This window comes from Aeromonas simiae (assembly GCF_014892695.1).
Lineage (GTDB): Bacteria > Pseudomonadota > Gammaproteobacteria > Enterobacterales > Aeromonadaceae > Aeromonas > Aeromonas simiae.
On record NZ_CP040449.1, the window covers coordinates 448,621 to 475,060 of the forward strand.

The following is a 26,440-nucleotide window of genomic DNA, read 5'->3' on the forward strand; positions in this document are numbered from 1 at the left end:
CTCTCAGTGTCGGTCGGCAGGCGCCAACCAGCCGGCGAGGGCGCGAGTGATCAGTGGCATCCAAAGATAGACCACTAAGGCGACAACGGTAGCATCCGTCAGGAAATGTCCGAGCAAGGTGCCATCCAAAGAGGGCAGCAGTTGATGCCATATCCAGGGCACTAGGTTGGTGCTGGGGAAGATGACCGCTAGGGTGACGATAAACTGTTTCCAGGCCGGTGGTGGAGCTGTACTTGTGCCTTCTGGGGTAAACCAGAACTGACTGCTCTGTTGCACCTCAAGTCTATCGTCATCGCCGACAAGCAACGGGCGGATCTCCTCCACCAGCGCCTGGCGCTGTGCGGAACGGCTCCAACCGTAGAGGGTGTCGAGGTTACGAAAATGCAATGAGATGGTGTAAGTTTCTTCTCCATCTGCGGGTCGGATTACGTTGACGCCTTGATGTCCCTCGAAGGCGGCAGCAATGGGGACAATGCGATTCAGCCAGGCCTCGTAGCGGGGGCGATCGTCAATGGCGATGCGGTGGCGGATCACCAGAGTAGCAGCATTTTCCATGGTTTATCCTCATGTGCTGGCGGCATCTGATGATGCCGCCAGCCAGAGCTTACTTAACTTCGCGCTGGGGAGCTTTGTGCACCATGGTATAGGCATAGTCGACGCCCATACCGTAGGCACCGCTGTGCTCGCGCACCAGGCTCATGACGTCGTCGTAGGTTTCCTTGCGTGACCAGTCACGCTGGTACTCGAGCAGGACTTGTTGCCAGGTCACAGGAACGGCGCCGGCTTGCACCATGCGATCGATGGCGCGCTCGTGAGCATCAACACTGGTACCGCCGGAGGTGTCGGTGACCACGTAGACTTCGTAGCCGGCATCGAGTGCCATCAGGGCTGGGAAGGTGAGGCACACTTCGGTCCACAGGGCGGAGATGATCAGTTTCTTACGGCCGGTGGCCTTGACGGCGGCGACGAAGGCTTCGTCTTCCCAGGAGTTCATGGAACTGCGCTCGATGGGCTTGCTCTCGGGGTTAACGGCCAGCAGTTCCGGCCAGATGTAGCCGCTGAAGCTTTCGGTCTCGACCGAGGTGTAGATAGTCGGCACCTTAAAGATCTTGCCGGCCTTGGCCAGCGCAACCGTGTTGTTCTTCAGTTGCTGGCGATCGATGTTGGTGACACCAAAGGCCATTTGTGGCTGGTGATCGATGAAGATGAGGGCTGAATTCTGCGGATTGATCAGTTCACGAATAGACATGATATTCACCTCGGGCATTGAGTGGTTGTTGGGCTCTGTGGCTCTTGATTCGAGAGAAATGCTATGCCAGCGAGCCCGATACAGATATCGCAATTATTTGGGTGACCCTTTCAGAAAATTTATAAAAGAGAGCGATTTTGCGATGAAGCTGAACCTGGAAGTCCTCGCCATTCTTGATGCCATTGAGCAGCACGGCAGCCTCTCTGCTGCTGCGGCCAAGCTCTACAAGACCCCCTCGGCATTGAGCTACATGGTGCAAAAACTTGAGGGAGATCTTGGTATCACCCTGCTCGATCGCTCTGGACATAAAATCGCTTTCACCCAGGCCGGTCGACTGATGCTCGAGAAGGGGCGTGAGATCCTGCATGCAGCGCGAGATCTCGAACTACAGTCGGGTAGCTTCGGGGGGGAGCAGAATCTTTCGCTGGCTATCGGGGTCGATAGTGCGTTCCCTTTTACACTGCTGATGCCCCTGCTTGAGCGCTTCTACCGTACGTTTCCCCATGTGCGACTCAGTTTTAGCCATGAGGTTCTTGGTGGCGCCTGGGAGGGGCTCGTCGAGGGACGCACCGACATGATTCTGGGGGCGTTCAGCCTGCCGCCGGCTCATGCTCAATTTGCGTGTCGAGCGCTAGGTCAGCTTGAACATCTGTTTGTGCATGCTCCTAACCACCCGCTAGCGGTGCTGACGGGTAAGCTCTCTTCACGTCAGGTCAAGCGGCACCGAGCCGTCGTCGTGGCAGACAGTGCCAAGAACAAACTGCGCAATGGATTGTTCTTGCTGTCGGGGCAGGAGACCATCACGGTCGATCACTTCGATGCCAAACTACAACTGCTGCTCTCCGGGGTGGGATGTGGGTATTTGCCGCGTCATCTGGCCCATCCCTTTATCGAACGGGGAGAGCTGGTGAGCCGGGAGATCGAAGGGCGTCATGTTAGCGAGACCGCCTATCTGGGGTGGAACAGTGAGCGCGGTTGTGAGCCGCTTCTCTGGTGGCTGTCGGAGATGGCGCGGCTGGAGGGGCTCGACAAGGTCTATGCCTGAAAGCTGGGGCTTGGGGCGGCCCTGTGTTGCCGTGCTTCTCAGACGGTGATTTCGATGGTGTTTCCTTCAGGATCGAGGAAAACACTCTCGTAGTAGCCGTCGCCGGTGTGACGCGGCCCGTCCAGATGGGGTAATCCCATCCCCTTGAGGCGCTGCGTCATGGTATTGACCGCCGCTTCTGAGCCGAGGGCAAAGGCAAGGTGTGCCAGCCCGTAGGCGGAAGCCGTGGCCGGCTCGACCTGGCCGGGTCGGTGCATCAGCTCCAGCGTGGCGCCTTGCTCGAAATAGATGAAACGAGAACTGAACTGCTTGGCCGGGTTGTGGTAGGGCTCACCGGCGCGGGCGGCAAAGGTATTGCAGTAAAAGTGCGCCAGCGCCTCGAGATCGCGGGCCCAGATGGCTACGTGGGTAATGTGCATGGCTCTCTCCTTGGCTGTCGATGGCTTCATGTTATGCTCGCAATTCTGTTGCCACCATGAACCACGCCGCCAATATGATGTCTGAAACTGCCGTTGTTGAGCGCATCGAAGTCGACGAGCAGTGCCGTGAAAGGATCTGTTGCGATGCCCTGCTACCGGCCCTTGGCGAGGGGGGGCTTTGGCTGGTTGGCTGCTCAGAATTGGCCGGTCATTACGTGATAGAACGCCGCTTTTCGCGAGTGCACACTCTCTTGCTGACCCTGGAGGGGGAGGGGACTGTCTTCGGCCCAGAAGGGGCCGTGACCTTGTCTGCGGGCCAGTGGGCGCTTATCCCTGCCGGCCATGCACTCCATTATTATCTGCCATCGGATTCTCCCCGCTGGCGGCTGTTCTGGGTGTTGATGCAATCTGGCCCTGTTTGGGATGGCGCAGCCCATGGTTGGCGTCACGGCTGCACTTCGCAGCATCCGCAGTTGCTACACACTTTCGAAAACCTCTTTGCCGAGCAGGAGCGTTTTGCCGATCCGGCGCTCTCCTCCCTGCTGGTGCAGCAGTTTGGTCTCTATCTGCATCGCCTTATCGACAAGGGGGAACGAGCCCGTCCCGGCGAGCTTCAGTGGCAGACACTGGCCGCGGCCCTGAGTGCCGAACTGGGCCGAGCCTGGAGTGTGGCGCAAATGGCGCAGATACTGCATCTCTCGGCGCGCCAGTTGCATCGCCTGTGCCGTGAGCAGGGAAAGACGACGCCGATGGGGCTACTCGGCCAGCTACGCCTGCGCGAGGCGGCGCTGCTGCTGGCCTCCACCCGGCTGCCACTCAAGGTGGTGGCTGCCCGCTGTGGGTTTGCCAATGAGTACCACTTCTCTACCGCCTTCAAGCGCCGCTACGGATTAGCGCCGAGCCACTATCGGCAGCGGCAGCATCCGGCCTGGCGCGAAGGCTCGGTCAGCCCTTGATCGCTCCACCTTGGGGAGTCACCCCCTGAGCCCGCCTTCTGATTGATGAGGTGACATGCGCACCGCGCATTGCCATTCCCCCTCGGGGCGCGTCGTGGTTATCGGGCGGCATAAAAAAGTACCGCCGGCGAGGCCGGCGGTGGGGATTATCTGAACAGTCCCTTGAGCAGCTTGTCGGCCGCCCCCTTGAGGGCGGGATCGTCGGCTTTATCGCCGAGCAGCTTGTTGAGCCCACGCTCGGCCTCCTTGCGGGCCTTATCCTCGAGCACCTTGTTACCCTGCAATAGCGACTTGATGTCGAGCGCATAGGTAGGCTGGCTCCAGTTGCCACCGATCCGTACCGGAATGGTCACGTCTTTGAGGGCATCGATGTCACGGCCACCTTGGCCCTTGCTGGTGCCGACCACCGAGGTGTTGAACAGAAAATCGAGCTGCTCGCTGACCAGATGGGTCTCACCGCTGCCATGCACCCGCAGCGCCGGGGCGAACAGTTGGATATTCTGGCTGCGGGCTTTGCCCCCTCCCAGGGTGAAGTCGGCAGTGAGGGCACTGAAGTCGGTTTTGCGACTCTCTTTGACATAGTCGGCGCGCTGGCCTTTGAGGGTGGCGCGCGCCTCACGCACCATCTCCGGCAGGTTGACGCCATGGAGGGCGCCATCCTCGATCTTCAGCGCCGCCTTACCCTCAATCGCGCTGCGAAGGGCTTGGGCCGAGAGGCCGCGACCATTGACGGCCAGATCCAGATTGGCGCGCCCTGACAGCAGATCGGTCTTTGCGAAGCGTTGCAGCAGCGGCAGCACTTGCAGGCCGGTTGCTTTGGCGTTCAGTTGGTAAGTGGCCTGAGCCGGGTTGGCATCGAGACGGCCGCTACCTTGCAAGGTGCCCTGATCAACATCTGCGCTGAAGTGCTGAACGTCAAGGACGCCCCCCTTGAGCGCGAGCGTGAGTGCGGGGCGGCTCAGCACCAGAGTGTCATGCTCGAGGCGCTCGAGTTTGAGGCTGCCAGCCAGCTCGAGTCCCTTGAGGGCGGAGAGATCTGGCTCCCCACTCCCTTGGCTGGTCGCCGGTTTGCCTGCGGCGGCGACAGGGGCAGGGCTCTGGATGGGGGGGGCTGTGGTCTTGGCCGGTGCGGCACCGGCGCTACCAAGCCAGCTATCGAGATTGAGCGTCTTACCTTGCAGATCGAAACGAAGGTGCGGAACTGTGCCAAGCGTGACATCTGCGCGGCCGCTCAGCGCCAGATCTGCGGCCTGCAATGTGAGGCGCTCGGCATCGAGTTTAAATGGCGTGAACGCGATTTTCAGATCGCCCATGGCTCCCAGTTCAAGCGGTGTGCGCGGTACGCCTTGGCCACTGAGGGTGCCTTTGAGATCGCTCTGTTGGAGGGTGACCCCCGCCAATGTCCGCCCCAAGGTGACGGTGGTGGCAAGTTGTAGGTCGAAGGCTCGATCGGCCTGCTGTCCCTTGGCATTCAGGGTCAGTGGCGACGCCTTGTCGAGGGCGAAGGCGGCGGCCTTGAGACGGAAGTCGTCGAGACGCAGTGACGGGCTGTGCAGCGAGCCCCCCAGCTCCAGGTTGCGCAGCTGGCTGGCCAATGGCTCGGCGGCGGGCAGCAGCTCGGCGCTGCCTTGCAGGGTGAAGCGCTGCGCGTCGTCACGGCCTGACAGCTCAAGCGTGATAGGTAACCAGCTATGGGGGGCCAGCGCCCCGATCTCGAGGTTGAGGCTCTCTATCTCAATGCGCTGCCCGTTGCGCTCATCAAGCAGCAGGGCGCTGGCCTGCTCCAAGGTGATCCCTTCGATATCGATCTGCCAGTTGGCGCTCTCTGGCTTGGGCGATGTGGAGGTCGCGGCTGGGGGGTCGCTCTGTGTGTGTGGCGGCGCCGATGTGCTGCCGGCCAGAGCGTCGAGGTTACTGCTGCCATCCGGACGAGTTTGCAGCAGCAAGTGGGCTCCGCTTAGGCGCACTTCACCCACCTCAAGGCGGTGGGAGAGCAGAGGGAGCACCGCAACCGAGGCGGTGGCCCCCTCAACACGCAGCAGATCCGGCTCGGCAAAGCCAGGGAGGTTGCGCAGGGCGGCACGTTCGAGGGTGAGGCCAAAACGGGGCCAGAGTGTCCAACCGATGGGCCCTTCGATGACGAGCTCGCGGCCGGTACTCTTGTGTACCTGGCTGGCCAGCAAGGGTTTGAACTGGTTGGGGTCGATGGTGAGGATCAGGGTGGCGATCCCGAGGATGACGGCCACTATCAGGCCGCAGGCAATCAAGAGCAGCTTCTTCATGATTCGCTCCGTGCGGAATAAAGGATCGGGCAAGACTATAGCATGGCCTGTTGCGTCAAAGGCTTATCTCATGTCGAGCTACGTTAGCCGCTGGCGCAAGGCGACGTGAAGGGTCGCTGATCTCGGCGTGGCGGCGTGCTACGCTGGCGGCGGTTGTAAACGCGACATTCGCAAAGGAGAGACGGTGATGCGCATCGGCATGATGGTGATAGTTGGCCTGTTGGCCGGATGTACCCCAGGGCCGGATCGGGACGCTGACTTGGCCAGGATGCTGGAGATCTGCGTGCAGCAGCGCCTGCCGGCCAGTCAACAGCCCCCCCTATCGGCGCAGCAGCAAGAGGCGCTCATCAAAGAGCACGCCGAGCTGGTGGCCCGCTTCGCCGATGAGGACGAGCGGGCGTGGCTGGAGACACAACACAGGGACAACGAGCTGGAACAGCAGTGTCTGGAGGAGGCGCTGGATCAGCTGGAGCGCTGATCTCAGAGCATGATCAGGGCACAGATGACGGCGATGAGCAGCAAGGCGCCGGTCACGGTCAGGATGGCCAGTTTGATTTCAGTACTCATGAAACGCTCCTTACGTTGTGGGATCACGTAGTGCCCAGCATATCCGAAGCGGGGGGCGACGGTTGTGACCCGAGCGATTGTTTTGGGCTGAAAGAAATCTGATGAGGCGAGGGCTTCGCCGGTAAAGGGAGGTGCAATCATGAGAGCTCTGGTAACCGGTGCCGGCAGGCGCCTTGGTTTTTACCTGTGCCAGCAGTTACTGGCGCTTGGCTGGCAGGTGGTGGGGCAATATCGCCGTGAGCACGAAGGTTTGGCAAGCCTGAGGGCAGCGGGGGCCACCCTGATCCAGGCTGACTTCGAACGGGAAGAGGAAGTGCGAGCCCTGGCCGAGCAGGTGGTTGCCGGGCCACTTGATCTGCTGATCCACAATGCCTCGGCCTTTGAACCGGGAGCCCCGACCCTAGCGGGGGAGCTGGCCCAGTTTGAACGCTTCTTCCGGGTGCATATGCAGGCCCCCTTTCTGCTCAATCGCCTGCTGGCCGAGCGGCTGGCCGCGAGCGGTCGTGGCAGCATCATCCATCTCACCGACATCTATATTCACGCCCCCCCCCCTGATCTGGCCGCCTATGTGGCCACCAAGGCCGGGCTGCACAGCCTGGCCATGAGTGCGGCGCGTGAGCTGGCGCCACGAGTGCGGGTCAATACGATTGAGCCTGGCCCCATCCTGTTTCTCGACGAGCATGGTGAGGCATGGCGCCAGCAGGTGCTGGCCCGCACCCCGCTGGGACGAGAAGGTGGGTTGGCCCCCATTTGGCAGGCCGTACAGTTGTTGATGGAGAACGACTACATGACCGGTGCCAGCCTGCGTGTCGATGGCGGCCGCGCCCTGGCCACCTTCTGAGGCTAGGAGCGCTCCAGCATCTGGGGGCGGGTATCGAGCCGCCGCCCCTGTGGGCTCAGCGCTATTTTGCCCGCTATCTCGACCGGCATGCCATGCAGCTCGGCCAACAGATCTCGCAGATACTCGTCGACCTCGACATGCAAGAAGTGGCCTGCCTCGTCACTGGCCAGGATGTCGATGTCGAGCGGCCGATCCCGGATCTTGCAGGCCGGATCCCCACGATCGCGCCCGTGGGCCAGTTCGAGCTGGATGAAGCGGCGTTTGAGCTCCTCTCTGGGGTGCGGGCTATGAATGACGAACAGGCAGTTGATGAAGTCGTTTTGCGACACCATGCCGACGGGTTGGGTACGGATGGCCGAACTCAGAGTGAGCCGCCCGAACTGCTCGAGCAGTTCGCCGATGACGCGATTGACGTGGTGGATCGGCTCGATGTTGGAGCCGATGCTGCACAGGTAATACATGCCTCCTCCCTGAAACATGCGCCCGGAACGCCTCTTTTCGTCCGGATTTGGCGACAGCCTATATCAGGGGACGCCAGGGGTCTGTGATGGAGTGCTCACCTCACTGCAAGATGCGCACGAGGCCCCATCCGGGCTTGCTTTCATGACGCCGCCCGCTATGCTGGGCGGCCTATTGCAAGAGGTGAATGACCATGCTGAAGGTGGGCCGCAAGCTCCATCCCCGCTCATTGCTGACTCTGGTGGCGACCGGCTATCTGCTGGCGCTGCTGCCGTTGCTGCTGCTCATCTGGCATGACTACTCCACCCTCAGCCGTTTCAGCAACATGGTGGAGGAGGGGTCGACCAAGGTGGTTGAGGATACCCGCCGTGCGATCCAACTGACCAACTTAAGCGAAGAGCTGGAGCGCACCTTGCGCCGCTATGCAGTGTTAGAGGATGCCACCTTACTCACCCGTTTTCATCAGCAGCTGGCCAGCTACCGGGAGCTGCTGGTGCTGCACCGAAACTCGGTGCCGGTGACCGGGCTCTACCATGCCATTGAGCAGGATCTCAGTTGGTTGGAGGGGACGCAGGATCTCAAGGGCGCCAAGGAGCGGGCGGACAGCGATCACTTTGCTTCACTGAACGAACACCACCAGCAGTTGGAAGAGGCGACCAACGCCTGGGTGGATACCCTGGTCTCCGGCGCCAAGGTACGCATTAACACCTTGCAGCACGAGCTGTGGTGGATGTCGGGGGTGGTCGGGATCTCGACCACCCTGTTCTCCTTGCTCTTTATCTATCTGACAGTGCGCCCGATTCGTCAGATAGAGAGCCGTATTTTGAGCCTAGGGGCAGGCATCGAGCCGGAGCGTGAACCGGTGGACGGGCCGGCCGAACTGGTGGAGCTGGGGGAGCGGCTGAGTTGGCTGCACGACCGGTTGCAGGAGCTGGAGCAGCAGAAATACCGCTTCTTGCGACACGTCTCCCATGAACTCAAGACCCCCCTCGCCTGTCTGAGGGAGGGGGCCGATCTACTCAGTGAGCGGGTGGCCGGCCCTCTGACATCGGATCAATACGAGATCTGCGGTATGCTGACCGACAACAGCCGGCGCTTGCAGAGCCTGATTGAGCGCCTGCTCGATTTCAACCGGCTGAGCCAGCAAGAGAGCTTCGAACGTACCCCACAGTCGTTGTTGCAGCAATTCATGGCATTGCTCGAGACCTATCGTCTGCATCTCGATGCCAAAGGGATGCGAGTCGAGCTGCCCACAGAGGATCTACTGGTGCTGGGCGAGCCCTATCGTCTGGGGCTTATTCTCGATAACCTCTTTTCCAATGCCGTGAGCTATGGGGCTGAGCAGGGTACCATCTGGCTGCGTTGCCGCCGGGAGGGGGCTAGGGTCGTCGTCGAAGTGGCCAATGAAGGGACGCCGATCCCTGCGGCCGACCGGGAGCGCATCTTCGAGCCGTTCGAGCAAGGGAACAGCCGGCGCCAGGGATTGCTCAAGGGGTCTGGCATTGGCCTCTCGATTGCCCGTGAATCGGCGCGTAGCCTGGGCGGGGAGCTGACATGGGCGGAAGATGCCCATGCAGATGTCTGTTTTCGTCTGATTTTGGATGCCTGACGTGATAATGAAGTATGCAATCTTGGGGGCCGGGCTCCTGCTCGGGGGCTGTGCGCTGCTGCCGACCATCGATACGACGCCCACCCCCGCCGTGATGGAGCAGCGTCAGGTGGATGCCATGCACCAGTTACAACTGCGCATGCAATACAGCAACTGGCTGCTCGACAGCCGTGAACAGCAGCGTAAGCAGGAGCGGCAACGCTTGCGGGGACAGCGTGATGTGGCAAATAAAATCAATCTAGCCATGGTCAACAGCCATCCGGATGAAGCCAGGGAGCGCCGTGTCGCGGCCCTGGATGAACTGGAGCTGCTGCTGCCCGAGGTCGGGCTTGATGAACAGGCCTATCTGCGCACCTGGATTGCTCTGGGCAGGGCCCATCTCAAGCGATCTTCGAGCCAGAGCGGTGAGGTAACCCGCCTCAAGGCGAGGGTGAAGACGCTGGAGGCCAAAATCGAGCAACTCTCGGTCATCGATGAACAGATCAACCAGCGCAAGCTGACCTCACCCTGATGGAGGGCTCATGAAGGGAAGAATCCTGCTGGTCGATGACGATCAGAGCCTGCTCAAACTGCTGAGTATGCGGCTGCGCAGCGAAGGGTATGAGGTCGACACGGCCGACAGCGGCGAGGTGGCGCTGGCCCGCCTGCGCCAGCAGCGGCCAGATCTGGTGCTGACCGACCTGCGTATGGACGGCATGGATGGGCTCAGCCTGTTTGAGCGCATCCAAGGGGAGTGGCTCGGTATGCCGGTCATCATCATGACGGCGCATGGCACCATACCCGATGCCATCGAAGCCACCCGCTCTGGGGTGTTTAGCTTCCTCACCAAACCGATTGACAAGACCACGCTGCTGCAAACCCTGGAGCAGGCATTGCACCTGACTCGGCCCGCCATGCTCGATGAGCTGGAGGCCAAATTTCCGACCCGCAGCCCGCGCTTGCAGCAGACACTGCAACAGGCGCGCAGTGTGGCGGCGATGGAGGTCAACGTCCTGATCCGCGGCCCTTCGGGCTCAGGTAAGAGCCGGCTGGCTGCGGCGCTGCATCACTCCAGCCCACGGCGCGATCACCCCTTCGTGGTGGTTAATTGCGCCGCCACTCCGTTTGCCGAGCTGGAAAAACAGTTGCTCGGCAGCAAGGCGCAGCCCGGCCTGTTCGAGCAAGCGCGTGGCGGCATCCTGTTTCTTGACGAGATCGGCGATATTTCCGCGTCACTGCAAGCCAAGTTGCTCAAGGTGATGGAGGTGCTCTCGCCGGGCCAGGATGCGGCGCCGGTGCGGGTCATCAGCACCACCCACAGGGATCTGGTGGCCGCCATGGAGGAGGGGACGTTTCGTGAGGATCTCTACTATCGCCTCAACGTCGCCAACATTACTCTGCCGGCCTTGCAGGAGCGCAGTGAAGATATCCCCATGCTGGCGCGCCACGCCCTCGACGAGGTAAAGCTGCGCCACGGCTGCGCCGCCGTGGGGTTTGCCCCTGAGGCGCTGGCCATGCTGGCCAAGGCCTCTTGGCCTGGCAATATCCGCCAGTTGTTTAATCTGGTGGAGCGACTCGCAGCGCTTTGCCCGAGCCCGGTGATTGGGGCCGCCATGGTAGAGTCGGCCCTCTCCGGGGTGGAGGTGGCGGTGCCCTCGTTTAACGAGGCGCGGGCCGAGTTTGAGAAGGAGTACCTGATCCGCCTGCTGCGCATCACGGAGGGGAACGTCACCTTGGCTGCCAGCATGGCGGGGCGAAATCGCACCGATTTTTACAAGCTGCTCAGCCGCCACGATATCGAGGCGGCCCACTTCAAGCTGAAGGGGTAGGGGGCAATAGAGAAGGGGTGACCATGGTCACCCCTTCTTGTATCCGTCAGGCTGCGTCGGGCAACGCCTCGCGCGGCTGGGTTCGCTGGTGCAGCCACAGGCCGGAGGCCTTCATGGCCCAGCCGAACAGGGCGCCTAGTACCAGAGAGGGAAGGATGAGCTGCCAGTCGCCGGCCGCGCCGAAGGTGGCGCAGCAGCCGGCAAAGGTGCCGGGAATGTAGGAGAGCCACTGCTGGCGACCCTGCACACACATCAAGGTGGCCACCACCCCGGTCATCAGGTAGCCGGCGGTGCCGTGGCCCCACCAGGCGTCGCCGTGGATCAGCAGCAGCGCCCACAGCATGCCGCTGCTGTTACACAGCAGGGTCTTGAGCAGGGCCCGATAGCCCCCTTCCGAGGCGAAATAGCTGGTGCAGCCGAGAAAGCCGACCCAGGCGATGAGGCCGAGCAGGGTGGCCAACCAGCCCCATATGGCCGAGAGCAGGCCTGTGGTGAGGGCGATCGCGATAAGCGGTGACATGGTATGACTCCGTCTGGTGCACGAAAGGCGGCAAGCCTACTCCCCCCGCCATGGGGTGCAATCGCAGGAAAAACGTGGCGTGATCTGGCTCACCTTTGCTTGCGATGGAATACGCTTGCGCTCGCGAAAAAGTTTCATGGAAGAGTGCGAGGCTGTTGACCATAGTTAGCAGCCCAACCCACGAGGAGTGAACCTCATGCTCAAGAGCCTGATCCTGCCCCCTCTGCTGATCCTGGCGATCTTGTTTGTCTCTGCGGCGCTGGTTACCCCCTGAGGGCGACTGACGCGGGTGCCCTAGGTGCGATAATCTGAGGTGTACGCCACCGGAGGATGAATGCATGTCACGCACACCGCGCCTCACCGAGCAGCACGTCACCCCAGAATCTGTCTATCGCGATCGCCGCCGCATTCTCATGGGCCTCGGTCTGGGGGCCGCCGCGCTGGCGCTGCCCGCCCGCGCCGGGCTGCTCGATCTGCTCTCTCCACGCGAGATAGAAAACCCCGGCAAGCCGCTCAAGGCTACCCCCGCCTCGCCCAGCACTCTGGTGCCGACCCCCGAGAGCAAGATCATCAGTTACAACAACTACTACGAATTTGGCACTGACAAGAGCGATCCGGCCCGCAATGCCAGTACCCTGCGCACCGAGCCATGGACATTGCGCATCGAAGGTGAAGTGGAAAAACCGCGTACCATCGACGTCTGGGCGCTGATCCACCGCCGCCCGCTTGAGGAGCGTATCTATCGCTTCCGCTGTGTTGAGGCCTGGTCCATGGTGATCCCCTGGCTCGGGTTTGGCCTTGGCGATCTGCTGCGTGAGGCAGCGCCCACTAGTCGCGCCAGGTTTGTGGCCTTCGAGACCCTCTACGATCCGCAGCAGATGCCGGATGCCGCGGCAAGTGGCATCGCACTGCCTTATGTGGAGGGGCTGCGCATCGACGAGGCGATGCATCCGCTGGCCATGCTGGCGGTGGGGCTTTACGGCAAGACGCTGCCACCGCAAAACGGGGCGCCGATCCGGCTGGTGGTGCCCTGGAAGTACGGCTTCAAGAGCATCAAGAGCATAGTGAGCATCCGCTTGGTGGAATCCATGCCGCCCACGACCTGGAATCGGCTAGCGCCGGATGAATATGGCTTCTACGCCAACGTCAACCCGGCGGTGGATCATCCGCGCTGGAGCCAGGGGAGCGAGCGCTTCATCGGGGCAGGCGGAGCGTTCGATGCCAAGCGTCAGCCCACCCTGCCGTTCAATGGCTACGGTGATGAGGTGGCCTCGCTCTATCAAGGCATGGATCTGCGCCAATGGTTCTGAGATTACCGGGCTGGCTGCCCCGCGCCTTGCACCTGCTGGTACATATGGGGGCCATGGCCGGTCTGTTGTGGCTGGGTTGGGCCATCCCGCAGGGGCTCCTCGGGGGTGACCCTGTGCCCGGCATCATTCACTGGCTGGGCAAGGGGGCGCTCAACCTGCTGCTGCTCTGCCTGTGTGTCTCGCCACTGGCCAGATTCCTCAAGACCAGCGCCCTGATGCGGCTGCGTCGTCCGCTTGGCCTGTGGGCATTGGCCTGGGCCTGCCTGCATCTTGGGAGCTGGATGCTGCTCGATCTGCAACTGGAGTGGCGCCTCATCGGGGCCGAGCTGGTGAAGCGGAACTATATCGTGGTGGGGATGGTGGCGCTCTTTGTCCTGCTAGCGCTTGGCATTACCTCGCTGCCTGCGCTGGTTCGCCGCATGGGGCGGCGCTGGCAGCAGCTGCACAACTGGGTCTATCTGGTGGCGCTGCTGGTGCCTGTCCACTACTGGTGGTCGGTTAAGAGCGGCTGGCGCGAGCCGTTCATCTATCTGCTGCTGGCGCTGGTGTTACTGGGGGGGCGGAGGGCGCGGCTGCTGCGCTACTGGCGGCGTTAGCAGACACCTCCTTGAGGTGTTCGCCGCTGTCAGCATCAAGGTAGAGGGTGACCTTCCGGTCATGGGCATTGAGAGCCTGTACCTGATAACGACCCCCTTCCAGCTCGATCTCGCGGATATCGTGGTAACCCTGATTGAGCAGCAACTGGATCACCGCCTCAATCTCGAGGATCTGCGGATTACCGAGCGCCAGCCCGGGCAGTAGGCCCCAAAGGGGTAAAAAAATGCGAGAGATCATATTCATGGCTGATTCATGGCTGGCACACTATAACCGGCATTATGTTATGAACCTGGAGATTAATCACCCATGAACAGGGCCTTCTCCCTGCTGACCTGTTTGCTCCCCTGCTTGGCCATGGCCGAGCTTAGAACGCCGAGCGATCAGGAGCTGCAACGCGCCATTCGCGAGGGAGCGGTGCGGCCGTTCAATGAGGTGATGAAGCAGGCGCGGACGCTGCCAGGCGAACTGCTGCGGGTGGATCTGCAAGAGGATCAGGGACGATGGATCTACGAGCTCAAGATGCTGGATCGAACCCAGAATGTCATCAAGGTGGGTTACCGAGCCGACACGCTGCGGATGGTCTACCTCAGGGGTCACCACCTCGAGCACCTGTTTGATACGCCGGCTCAGCCCGACACTCCCTAATCTTTTGCGATGGCCTGAACTATGCGAATTCTGATTGTTGAAGATGAACAGACCCTGGCTGGCCAACTGGCAGAGCAATTACGCCAGGCCGGCTTTGTCGCCGATCTCTGCCATGACGGCAGCGATGCGGCCTTCCTCGGGGCCACCGAGCCTTATGACGCCATTATCCTCGATCTCGGCCTGCCCGGCCGCGATGGCCTGAGTGTGCTCAAAGAGTGGCGCAGCCAGGGGGTCGATTGCCCCGTCCTTATTCTCACTGCCCGCAACCAACTGCACGAGAAGATAGAGGGGCTCAACGCCGGGGCCGATGACTATCTCACCAAGCCGTTCCAGATGGCCGAGCTGGTGGCTCGGGTACATGCCCTGGTGCGCCGCGCTGCCGGCAATGCCAGCCCAGTACTGGAGTTGAAGGGAGTGCGCCTGGATCTCTCCGCCTCCCAGGTGTGGTACGAAGGCACCCCCATTAAGCTCACTGCCCACGAGTTCCGGGTACTGGCTTACCTGATGCAGCACAGGGGCAAGGTGGTGTCACGCAGTGAACTCATCGATCACATCTACGCCCAGGATTTTGACCGCGACTCCAACACGGTCGAGGTGTTCATCGGCCGTATCCGTAAGAAGACCCACGCTGACCTCATCGAGACGGTGCGCGGCCTCGGCTATCGGATCAACGAATGAGGGTAGTGCGCACCCTGCGCGGTCGCCTGCTGGTGATCGCGCTCATCTGGTGCGGCCTGTTTCTCTCCGCCACCGGGTTCAGTCTGCAACTGATGTTGCGTAACTACTGGCAGGAGGCGGAGGCCGATGGCCTGCGCCTGCAACTGTTTGATCTCCTCTCGCGTCTCGAACTGGGGGAAGATGGCCTGCCACTGCTGAGCGAGCCCATGTCTGATCCCCGTTTTCGCCAGCCCTACTCGGGGTTTTATTGGCAGCTCGAGGCGCAAGACGTGGTGGTGAAGTCGCGCTCACTGTGGGATACCCAGCTGGTGAGTCGCCGCCTTAAACCCGCCTTTGGCGACAAGGATCTGTTCCTCGGTAAGGGGCCGGGTGATGAGCCGCTGCTGCTGATGACCCGCAGCGTGCTGTTGCCAGGCTCGGATCAGACCTTTCGGCTGGTGATCGCCAAAGACAGCACTGTGCTAAACCAGACCCTGCAAAAGACCCGCATCAGCCTTTTCCTCGGGTTGGGGTTTGCGGCCACCGGCCTCATCCTCGGTTTTCTGTTCCAGATCCTCTACGGATTGCGCCCGCTCAAGCTGCTGCGCCGCGAGCTGGTGCGTGTGCACAATGGGCATCAAGAGCAGTTTGAGCTGCACTACCCACTTGAGGTGCAACCGCTGGTCGAGGACATCAACCGCCTGCTGCATCACTACGGCGAACTGCTCTCACGGGCCCGCGCCCATACCGGTAATCTGGCCCATGCCCTCAAGACGCCGCTCTCCATACTGCGCAATCAGGTGGAGTCGTTGCCTGAATCGGCGCGCTCCGGGGTAACCGAGCAGCTCGACCAGATCCAGCGCCATATCGATTACCACCTCGGCAAGGCGCGGGTGACCGGCGCGGCCAAGGTGCTCGGGGTCTCGACACCGCTCAAGGCGCGCATCGAGTACATAGGAAGGGCCTTCTCCCGCCTTTATCACGGCAAGGAGCTCATTATCGACGTTCCGGCCAGTCTGGCGGTGGGGGTTGAGGAGCAGGATTTCGACGAGATGGTGGGCAACCTGCTAGAGAATGCCTACAAGTGGTCGAGTCAGTACATCCGCGTCTCCACCGCCGAGCTGGGCGACTGGATCAGCCTTCGCATTGAAGACGACGGCCCCGGCATGAGTGAGGACGAGATGCATCGCGCCATCGAGCGGGGAGTGCGCCTTGATGAGAAGGTGCCGGGCTCCGGTCTGGGGCTCAACATCGTCTCGGAGCTGGTGGGGGCTTATCGGGGCAATCTCATCATGGGGCGTTCCGAGTTGGGGGGGCTGGCGGCCTCCCTCTCCCTGCCCAAGGTCGCCAGGGTCGACCGCTGATCCCGCGCCTGCATCGAAGGGGGGCCCTGCCGGCTGGTACAGGGCGCCCCTTTTCTTTATCATTCCCCATCATTTCGCTTTAAAGACGCATCGCCATGGCTCGAGCCCTCTCTATGCAGCTTGCCCAGTTGAATCTTACGGTAGGCGCGATTGAAGACAACTGTGACCGGATCATCGCGGCGGCCCGCCGCAGCGACGAGCTGGGTGCCGATCTGCTGGTCTGCTCCGAGCTGGCCATCACCGGCTATCCACCCGAGGATCTGCTGCTGCGCCCGGATCTGATGACCCGGGTCGAGGCGGCGCTGAACCGCCTCGCCGCCTGGGGTGGCAAGGCCGGTATTCTGGTCGGCCACCCCTGGCGCGAGGGGGAGACGCTCTATAACGCCGCCTCCCTTTACGAGAACGGCCAACTGCTGGCCCGCTACTACAAGCGTGAGCTGCCCAACTACGGGGTGTTCGACGAGAAGCGTTATTTCAGCGCTGGTGATGACTCCTGCGTGGTGCCCTTTCGCGGCCACCTGCTTGGCCTACTCATCTGCGAGGACCTGTGGCAACCGGGCCCGGCCCTGGCCGCCAAGATGGCGGGGGCCGAGATCCTGGTGACCATCAACGCCTCTCCCTATGACATGCACAAGCCCTGGCTGCGCCGCGAGCTGTTTAGCGAGCGCTGCGCGGCGACCGGCTTGCCGCTGGTCTACCTCAATCAGGTCGGTGGTCAGGATGAGCTGGTGTTCGACGGCTGCTCCAAGGTGTTCAACGGGGCGGGCGCGCTGACCCAGCGGCTGGCGGCCTTTGCCGAGGAGGAGGCGCTGGTGCGCTTTGTCGATGCCGAGCCGCAAGCGGAAGGGGAGGCGGAGCAGAGTCTGCCCCCTCTTGGCGAGGTGTATCAGGCGCTGGTGCTGGCGGTGCGCGATTACGTCAACAAGAACGGCTTCCAGGGGGCGGTGCTTGGCCTCTCCGGTGGCATCGACTCGGCGCTGACCCTGGCCATTGCCGGCGATGCGCTGGGCAAGGAGCGGGTGCAGGCGGTGATGATGCCGTTTCGCTACACCGCCCAGATGAGCGTGGAAGATGCCAAGGAGCAGGCCGAGCGGATGGGGGTCGAGTTTGATATCGTCTCTATCGAGCCCATGTACGAGGCCTTCATGGGCCAGCTCACCCCCATGTTCGAGGGCACCGCCCGCGACACCACGGAAGAGAACCTGCAAGCGCGTTGCCGCGGCGTGATTTTGATGGCGCTCTCTAACAAGCGCCGGCGCATCGTGCTCACCACTGGCAACAAGAGCGAGATGGCGGTGGGTTATGCCACCCTCTATGGCGACATGGCCGGTGGCTTCGACGTGCTCAAGGATGTGCCCAAGACGCTGGTGTTCCAGTTGTGCGAATACCGCAATTCGGTGGAATACGTGATCCCGCAGCGGGTCATCGATCGCCCTCCTTCGGCAGAATTGGCGCCGGATCAACTGGATCAGGACAGCCTGCCCCCCTACGACATTCTCGATGCCATCTTGCAGCGCTATGTGGAGCAGGATGCCTCGGTGGCCGACATGGTGGCCGAAGGGTTTGAAGAGGCGGTGGTGCGCAAGGTCATCCGTCTGGTCGACATCAACGAGTACAAGCGCCGTCAGGCGGCCGTCGGGCCGCGCATCTCGGCGCGCAACTTTGGTAAGGATCGCCGCTACCCCATCACCTCTGGGTTTGGCAGACAGAACTGGTAAGGAGAAGTCATGAAGAAGATCGAAGCCATCATCAAACCCTTTAAGCTCGACGACGTGCGCGAGGCCCTCGCCGACATCGGCATCAACGGCATGACCGTTTCCGAGGTCAAGGGGTTTGGTCGCCAGAAGGGGCACACCGAGCTCTATCGCGGTGCCGAGTACATGGTCGACTTTCTGCCCAAGGTGAAGGTGGAGCTGGTGGTGCAGGACGAAGATCTCGACGCCTGCATCGAGGCTATCCAGAACACCGCCCGCACCGGCAAGATAGGTGACGGTAAGATCTTCGTCTGTGAGGTGGAGCGAGTGATCCGCATCCGCACCGGGGAAGAGAACGAAGACGCCATCTGATGAGAGCCCGCTTTGCCCTGGCCGGCGGCCTGTTGTTTGGCCTCACCGCCTGTAGTACCACGCCGCCAGCCCAGCCGGAGAACCTGTGCCAGATCTTTCGCGAGAAACCGAAGTGGCACGAGGCGGCGCTCAAGATGAATGAGCGCTGGGGCACCCCGGTGCAGGTGGTGATGGCGATGATGTATCAGGAGTCCTCCTTCGTGCATGACGCCAGGCCGCCGATGCAGTACTTCCTGTTCATCCCGACCGGGCGGGCCAGCTCGGCCTACGGTTATGCCCAGGTGAAGGACGAGACCTGGGACGACTACCAGCGCGAGACCGGCAATGGCTGGAGCAGTCGCGACGACTTTGCTGACGCCATCGACTTCATGGGGTGGTACACCCACAAGGCGCAGCGGGTCAATGGCACTTCCAAGTGGGATGCCTATGGCCAGTACCTCAATTATCACGAAGGCTGGGGGGGCTACCGACGTGGCAGCTACCGCAGCAAGGGGTGGCTGATGCAGGCCGCCCGTAAGGTAGAGGCCCGTGCCCAGCGTTACGGTGCCCAATATCGACAATGCAAGGGCCAGCTCTCCACCGGAAGCTGGTTCTAGTCACCACTCAGGAGTCATACATGCCGCTTTTGGACAGTTTTACCGTTGATCACACCCGCATGGAGGCTCCGGCGGTGCGGGTCGCCAAGACCATGCAGACCCCGCACAAGGACACCATTACCGTGTTCGACCTGCGCTTCTGTCAGCCGAACAAGGAGATCCTCTCCGAGCGCGGTATCCATACCCTTGAGCACCTGTTCGCCGGTTTCATGCGCGATCACCTCAACGGCAGTGATGTTGAGATCATCGACATCTCCCCCATGGGTTGCCGTACCGGTTTTTACATGAGCCTTATCGGTGCCCCGAGTGAGGCGCGCGTTGCTGCGGCCTGGCAGGCGGCGATGGAGGATGTGCTCAAGGTGCAGGATCAAAAGCAGATCCCCGAGCTGAACGAGTACCAGTGCGGCACCTATGCCATGCACTCCCTCGATGAGGCCAAGGCCATTGCGGGCAACGTGGTGACCCGTGGCATCGGCGTCAATCACAATGACGAGCTGGCCCTGCCGCCCGAAAAGCTCCAGTCGCTGTAAGCCTGACGGATAAGCGAAGGGCCGGTCATTGACCGGCCCTTCTTGTTTTTCGGCGCTCAGATGGCCATCGGCATCACCCGGTTGCGGCCGAGTTCTTTCGCCTTGTAGAGCTGCTGATCGGTGCGCTCGACCAGATCGTCCCCATGTTCACGGCCATTGTGCTCAGCCACCCCGAACGAGGCGGTGATGCTGTCGACCCGGCGGCCGCTCTTGCGATCCAGCACCGAGAGTTTTTCAGTGGCACGGCGCAGGCTCTCGGCCAACTGGCGTGAGAGCTGTAAATTTTTGCCCGGTACTAGGATGGCGAACTCTTCGCCGCCGAAACGAAAAACCTGTACCCCCTCCTTGGCGGCATCGCGCAAGCGGCGGGCGAAGGCACGCAGCACCTGATCCCCGAGCAGGTGGCCGTACTCGTCATTGAAGGCCTTGAAGCGATCGATGTCGGCCAGAATGAGGCAGAACGGCTTGCCGGTGCGGCTCAGGGCATCAAGCTCCAGCTCAAAGGCCCGCCGGTTGAGCAGGCCGGTGAGGGGGTCCTCATTGGCTTGACGGCGGGTCTCGTCGAGGGCCTGGCGTAGGTCGCGGATCTCCTTCTCGGCATTGCTGATCTGGCTGCGAAAGTGCAGCGTTGCCATGCGGATATCGCGTGATTCCCGCACCAGTTCGCGCAGCACGCCCATGGTCTCTTCCAGACTCAGCCCCTCTTCCTCGATCTGGCCGAGCTTGCTGAAGTTACGATCCAGCATGTCCTGAAACAGGCCGGTGTCGGCCAGCGCATCTTGCACCGAGTGGGCAAACTCATTGGCCACGCTAGCCAGGTTTTGCTTGGCGCTCTCTAGATCTTTTTCCTGCTGACTGGCCAGAAACTGATGGTAGAGGCGTTCGCTAGTGACCTGGGAGCAAGTGCCTTGCTGGCGCAGTGTTTCTTCAATGGCCTGATTGAGGGGGGGAAGGGTGGCGGCGACATAGTGGTACCAGACCGCATAGTGGGGAGGGGTGGTCGGGATCTGGTATTTGATCATCAGCGGCACAGCCTGTTTCAGGTAGGAGGCCGACTGGGCGAATGAATCCTTGCTCATGGAGACCCTGTCTCATAACTGACGGACGCACCTAGTATGACAGAGGCTGTCGTCAACCGGCAGAGGGGGAGTGCATTGAAGGCGACTCGGTGAAAAAGGGATCGTGAATACGATCCTTACTCAGTAAATAAAAATCTATGAGAGCGTTATATTTATAAGAAATAGGTTTTAAAGCAAAAATATTTATTAAATTCAGTATCGTTTTTTGGCTTTTTTTCTATCCCGTTAATCGCTGTTTTGCCGCTTGTCTGCTGAATGATCTCTGCCAACATCTCCCGGGCCGGCCTTGTAACTGTCGGTACCTTCACCACTACACGGGATAACCATCATGAACAAGTCGCAGACCTCTCACACCATCGCCAACCAACCACTACCGACCGCCGGGGTGGCCGCTTTTCTTGCTGCCCTAAATGGCGCGGGTGGCAAGCCGATGGAGCAGATGACGCCAGCAGAAGCTCGTCAGGTGTTGATCGGTGCCCAGCAGGGGGCCGAACTGCCCCCCGCCGACGTGAGCGAGAAGCAGATCACCGCGCTTGGTAAACCGCTGACCCTGACCATCATCAAGCCGGTGGGGGCCACCGGTGTACTGCCTGCCTTCATGTTCTTCCATGGCGGCGGCTGGGTACTGGGGGATTTCCCGACCCACGAGCGTTTTGTGCGGGATCTGGTGGTGGAGTCCGGCATGGCGGCAGTATTCGTCAACTACGATCCTTCGCCCGAGTCGCACTTCCCCGTCGCCATCACTCAATCCTATGAGGCCACCAAGTGGGTCGCCGAGCACGGTGCCGAGATCGGGGTGGATGGCAGCCGGCTGGCGCTGGTGGGCAACAGTGTGGGGGGCAACATGGTGGCTGCCGTGGCGCTGCAAGCCAAGCAGCACGGCACGCCGGCCATCCGCTACAACGTGATGTTCTGGCCGGTGACCAATGCTGACTTTGGCACCGACTCCTACCAGCGCTATGCGCAAGGGCACTTCCTGACCCAGGGAATGATGCGCTGGTTCTGGGATAACTACACCACCAGTGAACAGGATCGTGCCAGCATCCTCGCCTCGCCGCTGCGCGCCAGCCACGAGCAACTGGCCGGCCTGGCGCCGACCCTGATCCAGACCGCCGAGCTCGACGTGCTGCGTGACGAAGGGGAGGCCTTCGGTCGCAAGCTCGATGAAGCCGGGGTCAAGGTCACGGTGACTCGCTATAACGGCCTTATCCATGATTACGGCCTGCTCAATGCCCTGAGCCAGGAGCCGGCAGTGCGTACCGCGCTCTCTCAGGTGGCCAGTGAGCTGAAAAATCGTCTCAAGTAAAGGGTGATTCGGGAACCCAGGGGAGCGCATGGCGCTCCCCTTTTTGTCAGATGCCGGGCAAAAACGGTCATTTTCCCGCTCGGTTGCGGTCAGATAGGGAAAGGCAGGCTGCCATTGTGGTTGATTGTGGGGATATAATGGGGCGGAACCCTACAAGAAGGCCTGCCTATGTCTCATCAAGATCCCTTCCTCGAACGCGAGGCCGAAAAATACGAAAATCCCATCGCCAGCCGCGAACTGCTGCTGCAGGTCATTGAGGACCATGTGCGTCCCATGTCACGCGAGGAGATTGCCCGCGAGCTGAAGCTGACCGATGAGGATCATTTGGAGGCCTTGCGCCGTCGTCTGCGTGCCATGGAGCGCGATGGCCAACTGGTATTCACCCGCAATCAAACCTATGCCCTGCCGGACCGTCTCAACCTGATCAAGGGTTACGTGCTTGGCCATCGCGATGGTTTTGGTTTCCTGCGCCCGGATGGTGGCGGTCAGGATCTCTATCTCAACAACCGCGAGATGCAGCGCCTGATGCACGGCGACTATGCCTTGGTGCAGCCGACCGAGATTGACCGCAAGGGGCGCCAGGAGGCGCGTCTGGTGCGGGTGCTCAAGCCGCGCGAGATGGACATCGTCGGCCGCTACTTCATCGAGAATGGGGTGGGCTTCGTGGTGCCGGATGACAGCCGTATCGGCCAAGACATCCTGATCCCGGAAGGGGAGAACAAGGGGGCGCGCCAGAGCCAGGTGGTGGTGGTGCGTCTGACCCAGCGCCCGACCGGCCGTCTTAACGCTCTTGGTACTGTCATCGAGGTGCTGGGCGAGAACATGGCGCCGGGCATGGAGATCGAGATTGCCCTGCGCAACCACGGCATCCCGCACACCTGGCCGGAAGAGGTCAGCAAGGAGATCGCCAATCTGACCGAAGAGGTACCCGAGAAGGCCAAGGAAGGGCGTTTTGACCTGCGCTCCCTGCCGCTCATCACCATCGATGGGGAAGATGCCCGCGACTTCGACGACGCCGTCTTCTGTGAGAAGAAAAAGGGCGGCGGCTGGCGCCTGTGGGTGGCCATCGCCGACGTCTCAACCTATGTGAAGCCGGGCACCGCCCTCGACAAGGAAGCCTACCAGCGCGGTAACTCGGTCTATTTCCCCGAGTTCGTGGTGCCCATGCTGCCCGAGGTGCTCTCCAACGGCCTGTGCTCGCTCAACCCCCAGGTTGATCGTCTGTGCATGGTGTGCCAGATGACCATCTCCGCCAGCGGCCGTCTCTCCGGCTTCACCTTCTATGAGGCGGTGATGAACTCCCACGCCCGCATGACCTACACCAAGGTGGCGGCCATCCTGGAAGGGGACCCCAAGCTGCGCGAGCAGTATGCCCCGATCGTCGGTCACATCGAGGAGCTCAACAACCTCTACAAGACCCTCAAGCACTCCCGTCATCAGCGCGGCGCGGTGGAGTTCGAAAGCGAAGAGACCCGCTTCATCTTCAACGCCGAGCGCAAGATCGACCGCATCGTGCCGCTGGTGCGTAACGACGCCCACAAGATTATCGAAGAGTGCATGATCCTGGCCAACGTAGCCTCGGCTCGCTTCATCGAGAAGCACGAGGCGGCGGCCCTGTTCCGGGTGCACGACCGTCCGGGCGAAGAGCGCCTGACCGGTTTTCGCCAGTTCCTCGCCGAGCTGGGGCTGGAGCTGGGCGGCGGCCTTGAGCCCGAGCCGAAGGATTTCGCCGAGCTGGCGGCCAAATTTGAAGGGCGTCCGGATGCCGAGCTGCTCTCGACCATGCTGCTGCGCTCCATGCGTCAGGCCATCTATCAGGCCGACAACATCGGCCACTTCGGATTGGCGCTGAAATCCTACGCCCACTTCACCTCGCCGATCCGCCGCTATCCGGATCTCATCTTGCACCGTGCCATCAAGTACCTGGTGGCCAAGGAGCAGCAGGGCAATGTGCGCCACAAGTGGACGCCGAGTGGGGGCTACCACTACAACCTCGACGAAGTGGATCCGATGGGCGAGCACTGCTCCATGACCGAGCGCCGTGCCGACGACGCCACCCGTGACGTAGCGGACTGGCTCAAGTGCGAGTACATGCTCGATCACGTGGGCGACGAGTTTGATGGCGTCATCGCCAGCGTCACCGGCTTTGGCTTCTTCGTGCGCCTTGCCGAGATCCACATCGACGGTCTGGTGCACGTCAGCTCGCTGACCAACGACTACTACCAGTTTGACGCCATTCACCAACAGCTGATCGGTGAGAACTTCCGCCGCCGCTATCGCCTCGGCGACAAGGTGCGGGTCAAAGTGATGGCGGTCAGCCTCGATGAGCGCAAGATTGACTTCATCATGGTGGAGGAGCCCCTCAACATCAGTGGCAAGGGCACCAAGCAGGCGGTGAAGAAGATCAACCAGATCAAAAAGGAGAAGGCCAAGACCGAGCGTCGCCGTGGCCAGCGCAGCGCCAGCAAGGAGTCGAAGGGGGGCGAGCGTTCGTCCAGCCGTCGTCCGAGCCAGAAGCCGCGCGGTAGCAGCAAGGCCTGATCTTGAGTGAAAGAAGGGGGCATGGCTCGGCAACGGGCCGTGCCCCCGTTTTATTGCGCCCCCTTAATCCACCGGCCAGTTCCGGTATACTGGCGGGCAAGCGTGGCCGCGGTGGGCGGTCATCATCAATGTCGCCACGCACATGCGGGCACGATAGGATTTCCAGTCAATGAGCAGTGAACTGATTTACGGCATTCACGCGGTCGCCTCCCTGCTGGAGCGGGCGCCGGAGCGTTTCATCGAGGTGTGGGCCCTCAAGGGACGGGAGGATGAGCGCCTGCTGCCCCTGCTGACCGAGCTGGAAGGCCTCGGTATCCGGGTGCAGGCGGTCGGGCGCAAGGCGCTCGACGACAAGAGCGAGGGCAACAATCACCAAGGGATCATGGCCCGGGTGATCGAGGCGCCGCGCCTTTCCGAACACGATCTTGCCAGCTTGCTCGATACCCTAGGTGGCAAGGATGAGGCCCCTTTCCTGCTGGTGCTCGATGGGGTCACTGACCCCCACAATCTGGGGGCCTGCCTGCGCAGCGCCGATGCCGCCGGTGTGCACGCAGTGGTGGTGCCCAAGGATAAGGCGACCGGTCTCACCCCGATCGTGCGCAAGGTGGCCTGTGGCGCCGCTGAAGTGGTGCCGCTCATCCAGGTGACCAACCTGGCGCGCACCCTGCGTGAGCTGCAAGAGCGCGGCGTCTGGATCGTCGGCACCGCCGGCGAGGCGGATCACGATCTCTATCAGGCCAAGCTGACCGGCCCCATGGCGCTGGTGATGGGGGCCGAGGGCAAGGGGATGCGCCGCCTCACTCGCGAGCACTGCGATGAGCTGGTCAGTATTCCGATGGCCGGCGCCGTCTCTAGCCTCAACGTCTCGGTGGCGACCGGCGTCTGCCTGTTTGAGGCGGTGCGTCAGCGCCGCGCCTGAGGCCTTGCGGTGGATCGCCCGCCCTTTGCATGTACCGACGAGGAGGCCGCGCGCCTCCTCTCGTTTTCCCGCACCGTGACCTTGGCCCCACGCCAGAGTCTGTGGCGCGTCGGTGACGCCCCAGCCGCCTTGGCGCAGGTGTGTGCCGGCCTGCTGCGCGCCCGCATCACGGCGGCCGAGGGGCGCGAGTACATCAAGGAGTTCTACTGGGAGGGGGATGAGTTTCTCGACTTCCACCATCTGCTCTCGGGGGCGCCTGCCCGCTACCATGTGGAAGCGCTGGAGCCCTGCACCTTGCGGCTGTTTCCTCTGGCCAGGCTCACCGCCGATCCGCTCTGGCCGCGCTGGTACTGTCACCTGCTTGAGGTGCAGCTGCGCATCAAGGAGGAAAAAGAGCTGCTGCTGCTCACCGCCGGCCCCGAGGCGCGCTATCGCCACTTCCTCACTCACTTTCCCGCCCTCGATGCCCGCCTGCCCGATCATCAGGTGGCGGCCTATCTTGGCATCACCCCTATCAGCCTGAGTCGCATCCGCAGGCGGTTGCGTACCGTTAACCAAGGTTAATGAAGCCGGGGGCCATGGCGGGTATGCTGGCCCCTTCACGTTAAGAAGGAGTCGTTGATGAACTGGAGCCTGAAACCCTGGAGCGAACTGAGCACGGACGAACTGTATGAGTTGCTGGCGCTGCGCGCCGAGGTGTTCGTGGTCGAGCAGACCTGTCCCTTCCAGGATCTGGATGGCCTGGATCGCCAAGAGGGCGTGTGGCACCTGCTGGGATGGCAGGAGGGGAAATTGGCGGCCTATGCCAGGCTCATGGCCCCCGGCATCAGCGACGAGCAGGGGAGTGCCATCGGCCGGGTCGTCACTTCGCCTGCCCGGCGTGGCGCAGGCCTTGGCCACCAATTGCTGGAGGAGGCGGTGCGCCACTGTCGGGCGCGCTGGCCGGATCACTCCATCTGGTTGGGGGCCCAGGCACATCTGCAAGGCTTTTATGGCCAGCACGGCTTCGTGACTGAGGGTGAGGGCTATATCGAGGATGACATTCCCCATATCGGGATGCGCCGAGGATGAGAAA

General features: G+C 61.8%; 30 protein-coding genes. 21 read left to right on the forward strand and 9 right to left on the reverse strand.

Annotated elements, in window-relative coordinates; genetic code table 11:
* Positions 1-3: 3 nt before the first annotated feature.
* Positions 4-555, reverse strand: coding sequence for an antibiotic biosynthesis monooxygenase (locus FE240_RS02130; RefSeq protein WP_193003199.1), 552 nt, complete (start codon positions 553-555; stop codon positions 4-6).
* A 49-nt stretch (positions 556-604) separates the two neighbouring features.
* Positions 605-1,249, reverse strand: coding sequence for a hydrolase (locus FE240_RS02135; RefSeq protein ID WP_193003200.1), 645 nt, complete (start codon positions 1,247-1,249; stop codon positions 605-607).
* A 142-nt stretch (positions 1,250-1,391) separates the two neighbouring features.
* Between FE240_RS02135 and FE240_RS02140 the strand changes: the two genes are divergently transcribed.
* Positions 1,392-2,294, forward strand: a complete 903-nt coding sequence (locus FE240_RS02140) for a LysR substrate-binding domain-containing protein (protein ID WP_193003201.1) — start codon at positions 1,392-1,394, stop codon at positions 2,292-2,294.
* A 38-nt stretch (positions 2,295-2,332) separates the two neighbouring features.
* Here the strand turns inward: FE240_RS02140 and FE240_RS02145 are convergent, their stop codons facing one another.
* Entirely contained in the window at positions 2,333-2,713 is a 381-nt protein-coding gene (locus tag FE240_RS02145) for a VOC family protein (protein ID WP_193003202.1), read from the reverse strand.
* A 74-nt stretch (positions 2,714-2,787) separates the two neighbouring features.
* Here FE240_RS02145 and FE240_RS02150 point away from each other — a divergent pair, with 74 nt between their 5' ends.
* Positions 2,788-3,669, forward strand: a complete 882-nt coding sequence (locus FE240_RS02150) for a helix-turn-helix transcriptional regulator (protein ID WP_193003203.1) — start codon at positions 2,788-2,790, stop codon at positions 3,667-3,669.
* 146 nt (positions 3,670-3,815) lie between these two features.
* Here FE240_RS02150 and FE240_RS02155 read toward each other — a convergent pair whose 3' ends face one another.
* A complete protein-coding gene (locus FE240_RS02155; RefSeq protein ID WP_193003204.1) occupies positions 3,816-5,951 on the reverse strand; it encodes an AsmA family protein in 2,136 nt (711 codons plus the stop codon).
* A gap of 187 nt (positions 5,952-6,138) precedes the next feature.
* Here FE240_RS02155 and FE240_RS02160 point away from each other — a divergent pair, with 187 nt between their 5' ends.
* A complete protein-coding gene (locus FE240_RS02160) occupies positions 6,139-6,429 on the forward strand; it encodes a hypothetical protein (protein WP_193003205.1) in 291 nt (96 codons plus the stop codon).
* 2 nt (positions 6,430-6,431) lie between these two features.
* On the opposite strand, the gene FE240_RS02165 is transcribed toward FE240_RS02160, so the two are convergent.
* Positions 6,432-6,659 carry a hypothetical protein gene (locus FE240_RS02165; RefSeq protein WP_193003206.1) on the reverse strand — a complete coding sequence of 76 codons (228 nt, stop codon included), beginning with the start codon at positions 6,657-6,659 and terminating at the stop codon, positions 6,432-6,434.
* Here FE240_RS02165 and FE240_RS02170 point away from each other — a divergent pair.
* The gene (locus tag FE240_RS02170; RefSeq protein ID WP_193003207.1) at positions 6,658-7,359 is read left to right on the forward strand and encodes an SDR family oxidoreductase; all 702 of its coding nucleotides are present in this window, start codon (positions 6,658-6,660) and stop codon (positions 7,357-7,359) included. The two genes, FE240_RS02165 and FE240_RS02170, sit on opposite strands and share 2 nt — an antisense overlap.
* Before the next feature lie 2 nt (positions 7,360-7,361).
* On the opposite strand, the gene FE240_RS02175 is transcribed toward FE240_RS02170, so the two are convergent.
* Complete coding sequence (locus FE240_RS02175) at positions 7,362-7,820, reverse strand: 2-amino-4-hydroxy-6-hydroxymethyldihydropteridine diphosphokinase (RefSeq protein WP_193003208.1); 459 nt, start codon at positions 7,818-7,820, stop codon at positions 7,362-7,364.
* 191 nt (positions 7,821-8,011) lie between these two features.
* Between FE240_RS02175 and FE240_RS02180 the strand changes: the two genes are divergently transcribed.
* Genes FE240_RS02180 through FE240_RS02190 form a run of 3 tightly spaced genes read left to right on the forward strand, consistent with a single transcriptional unit; the run spans position 8,012 to position 11,235 of the window.
* Positions 8,012-9,427 (forward strand): sensor histidine kinase, encoded by a 1,416-nt coding sequence (locus FE240_RS02180; RefSeq protein WP_193004411.1) that lies wholly within the window; start codon positions 8,012-8,014, stop codon positions 9,425-9,427.
* Between the two features lie 7 nt (positions 9,428-9,434).
* Positions 9,435-9,938, forward strand: coding sequence for a hypothetical protein (locus FE240_RS02185; protein WP_193003209.1), 504 nt, complete (start codon positions 9,435-9,437; stop codon positions 9,936-9,938).
* Between the two features lie 10 nt (positions 9,939-9,948).
* The gene (locus FE240_RS02190; RefSeq protein WP_193003210.1) at positions 9,949-11,235 is read left to right on the forward strand and encodes a sigma 54-interacting transcriptional regulator; all 1,287 of its coding nucleotides are present in this window, start codon (positions 9,949-9,951) and stop codon (positions 11,233-11,235) included.
* Between the two features lie 46 nt (positions 11,236-11,281).
* Here the strand turns inward: FE240_RS02190 and FE240_RS02195 are convergent, their stop codons facing one another.
* The gene (locus tag FE240_RS02195; protein ID WP_193003211.1) at positions 11,282-11,755 is read right to left on the reverse strand and encodes a DUF1097 domain-containing protein; all 474 of its coding nucleotides are present in this window, start codon (positions 11,753-11,755) and stop codon (positions 11,282-11,284) included.
* A 338-nt stretch (positions 11,756-12,093) separates the two neighbouring features.
* Here FE240_RS02195 and msrP point away from each other — a divergent pair, with 338 nt between their 5' ends.
* The gene (gene msrP, locus FE240_RS02200) at positions 12,094-13,065 is read left to right on the forward strand and encodes a protein-methionine-sulfoxide reductase catalytic subunit MsrP (RefSeq protein WP_193003212.1); all 972 of its coding nucleotides are present in this window, start codon (positions 12,094-12,096) and stop codon (positions 13,063-13,065) included.
* A complete protein-coding gene (locus FE240_RS02205) occupies positions 13,056-13,661 on the forward strand; it encodes a protein-methionine-sulfoxide reductase heme-binding subunit MsrQ (RefSeq protein WP_193003213.1) in 606 nt (201 codons plus the stop codon). Before msrP ends, FE240_RS02205 begins: the two co-directional genes overlap by 10 nt.
* Here the strand turns inward: FE240_RS02205 and FE240_RS02210 are convergent.
* Positions 13,588-13,905 (reverse strand): PepSY domain-containing protein, encoded by a 318-nt coding sequence (locus tag FE240_RS02210; RefSeq protein ID WP_193003214.1) that lies wholly within the window; start codon positions 13,903-13,905, stop codon positions 13,588-13,590. The genes FE240_RS02205 and FE240_RS02210 overlap by 74 nt on opposite strands.
* 63 nt (positions 13,906-13,968) lie before the next feature.
* Here FE240_RS02210 and FE240_RS02215 point away from each other — a divergent pair, with 63 nt between their 5' ends.
* From FE240_RS02215 to luxS, 7 genes are all read left to right on the forward strand, one after another.
* Entirely contained in the window at positions 13,969-14,307 is a 339-nt protein-coding gene (locus FE240_RS02215) for a PepSY domain-containing protein (RefSeq protein ID WP_193003215.1), read from the forward strand.
* 21 nt (positions 14,308-14,328) lie between these two features.
* Entirely contained in the window at positions 14,329-14,985 is a 657-nt protein-coding gene (locus FE240_RS02220) for a response regulator transcription factor (protein ID WP_193003216.1), read from the forward strand.
* Positions 14,982-16,328 (forward strand): ATP-binding protein, encoded by a 1,347-nt coding sequence (locus tag FE240_RS02225; protein WP_193003217.1) that lies wholly within the window; start codon positions 14,982-14,984, stop codon positions 16,326-16,328. The genes FE240_RS02220 and FE240_RS02225 overlap by 4 nt, the downstream gene beginning before the upstream one ends.
* Positions 16,329-16,423: 95 nt before the next feature.
* The gene (locus FE240_RS02230) at positions 16,424-18,046 is read left to right on the forward strand and encodes an NAD+ synthase (protein ID WP_193003218.1); all 1,623 of its coding nucleotides are present in this window, start codon (positions 16,424-16,426) and stop codon (positions 18,044-18,046) included.
* 9 nt (positions 18,047-18,055) lie between these two features.
* Positions 18,056-18,394 (forward strand): nitrogen regulatory protein P-II, encoded by a 339-nt coding sequence (glnB, locus tag FE240_RS02235; RefSeq protein WP_193003219.1) that lies wholly within the window; start codon positions 18,056-18,058, stop codon positions 18,392-18,394.
* Positions 18,394-18,990 (forward strand): transglycosylase SLT domain-containing protein, encoded by a 597-nt coding sequence (locus FE240_RS02240; protein WP_193003220.1) that lies wholly within the window; start codon positions 18,394-18,396, stop codon positions 18,988-18,990. Before glnB ends, FE240_RS02240 begins: the two co-directional genes overlap by 1 nt.
* A 20-nt stretch (positions 18,991-19,010) precedes the next feature.
* Positions 19,011-19,520: an S-ribosylhomocysteine lyase gene (gene luxS, locus FE240_RS02245; protein ID WP_193003221.1), complete on the forward strand. Its 510-nt coding sequence runs from the start codon at positions 19,011-19,013 to the stop codon at positions 19,518-19,520.
* 56 nt (positions 19,521-19,576) lie between these two features.
* Here the strand turns inward: luxS and FE240_RS02250 are convergent, their stop codons facing one another.
* Positions 19,577-20,599 carry a GGDEF domain-containing protein gene (locus FE240_RS02250; RefSeq protein WP_193003222.1) on the reverse strand — a complete coding sequence of 341 codons (1,023 nt, stop codon included), beginning with the start codon at positions 20,597-20,599 and terminating at the stop codon, positions 19,577-19,579.
* A gap of 328 nt (positions 20,600-20,927) precedes the next feature.
* Between FE240_RS02250 and FE240_RS02255 the strand changes: the two genes are divergently transcribed.
* The 5 genes from FE240_RS02255 to FE240_RS02275 all read left to right on the forward strand — a co-directional run bounded on the left by FE240_RS02255 (position 20,928) and on the right by FE240_RS02275 (position 26,436).
* Positions 20,928-21,905 (forward strand): alpha/beta hydrolase, encoded by a 978-nt coding sequence (locus tag FE240_RS02255; protein ID WP_193003223.1) that lies wholly within the window; start codon positions 20,928-20,930, stop codon positions 21,903-21,905.
* Between the two features lie 168 nt (positions 21,906-22,073).
* Positions 22,074-24,446 (forward strand): ribonuclease R, encoded by a 2,373-nt coding sequence (gene rnr, locus FE240_RS02260; protein WP_193003224.1) that lies wholly within the window; start codon positions 22,074-22,076, stop codon positions 24,444-24,446.
* Positions 24,447-24,615: 169 nt separating this feature from the next.
* Entirely contained in the window at positions 24,616-25,365 is a 750-nt protein-coding gene (gene rlmB / locus FE240_RS02265) for a 23S rRNA (guanosine(2251)-2'-O)-methyltransferase RlmB (RefSeq protein ID WP_042045403.1), read from the forward strand.
* Positions 25,366-25,374: 9 nt separating this feature from the next.
* Positions 25,375-25,929, forward strand: coding sequence for a Crp/Fnr family transcriptional regulator (locus FE240_RS02270; protein ID WP_193003225.1), 555 nt, complete (start codon positions 25,375-25,377; stop codon positions 25,927-25,929).
* Positions 25,930-25,986: 57 nt separating this feature from the next.
* On the forward strand, positions 25,987-26,436 hold the full coding sequence (locus FE240_RS02275) for a GNAT family N-acetyltransferase (RefSeq protein WP_193003226.1): 450 nt from the start codon (positions 25,987-25,989) through the stop codon (positions 26,434-26,436).
* Positions 26,437-26,440: the final 4 nt, after the last annotated feature.